We start from the raw sequence: 833 nt of genomic DNA on the forward strand, positions 1-833 counted from the left end.
CCCTCGTGCCGCAGCGGCTGCCCCGGCGGCCACCCCTGGGCTGTCGCCTGCAGCTACCAAGGCGCTGCGCTCCCGGCGATCGGTCACGCATCGTGAACGCGCCGCTCGCCAAGACCGGCCTGCTGCGCACGCCGGTCGGCGTCAACTCAGGCCGCCCGACGCCCGCCCGCCTGTACAACGCCGCCCTCCACGGGACAGACAACTACCAGGTCGACCGGATCCTGCTCGACAAACTGACCGCCGCGGTGCCGGCGTTCGGATTCGCGTTGAGGTCCGAGGCGGAATTCGTCTGCCGTGCCGTGCGGTACATCGCCGCTGCGCACGACATCACGCAGTGGGTGACCGCCGTTCCCTGGTCGCTGCCGCAGCCCTCCGTCGACCGCATCGACGAGGTCATCTGCGGGCCGGACGGCGACGCCCGCGTCTGGTACCTCGAGTACGAGCCGGTGGTCCTGGCGCACCTGCGGGCGCTGGTCGGAAACGACGGCGGCGACAGGCCAGTCCGCGAAGGGCCGGTCCGCATCGTCGACGCCGATCCGCTGAACCCCGCCGCAGTGCAGGCCGGACTGGCAAGCCACCGCACACCTCCGGAGGACGGGCCGATCGGCGTGGTTCTCGGGGGGACGCTTTCGTTCCACCCCGGCACCCGCGACGACGCCGCGGCCGTGGTCCAGGAGCACATCGCGTGGCTGCCACCGGGCTCGGTACTCGTGCTCACCCACCTGCTCGACCCGGAGGAGCCCGCGCTGACACAGGCTGCGAGCCGGGTCCAGGCTCTCCTTCTCGAGATGGCCGGGGCTGTCGCGACCCGCGCCGAGATCCGCACGATGGTG

Annotated in this window: 1 protein-coding gene; it reads left to right on the forward strand. The window is 72.1% G+C overall.

The genetic code is table 11. From position 1 onward, the window contains the following. Positions 1–92 precede the first annotated feature (92 nt). A partial coding sequence (locus tag CF165_RS49655; RefSeq protein WP_093954556.1) for an SAM-dependent methyltransferase occupies positions 93–833 on the forward strand: 741 nt, incomplete at its 3' end.

The sequence above is a fragment of the Amycolatopsis vastitatis genome, assembly GCF_002234595.1.
GTDB classification, from domain to species: Bacteria; Actinomycetota; Actinomycetes; order Mycobacteriales; family Pseudonocardiaceae; genus Amycolatopsis; species Amycolatopsis vastitatis.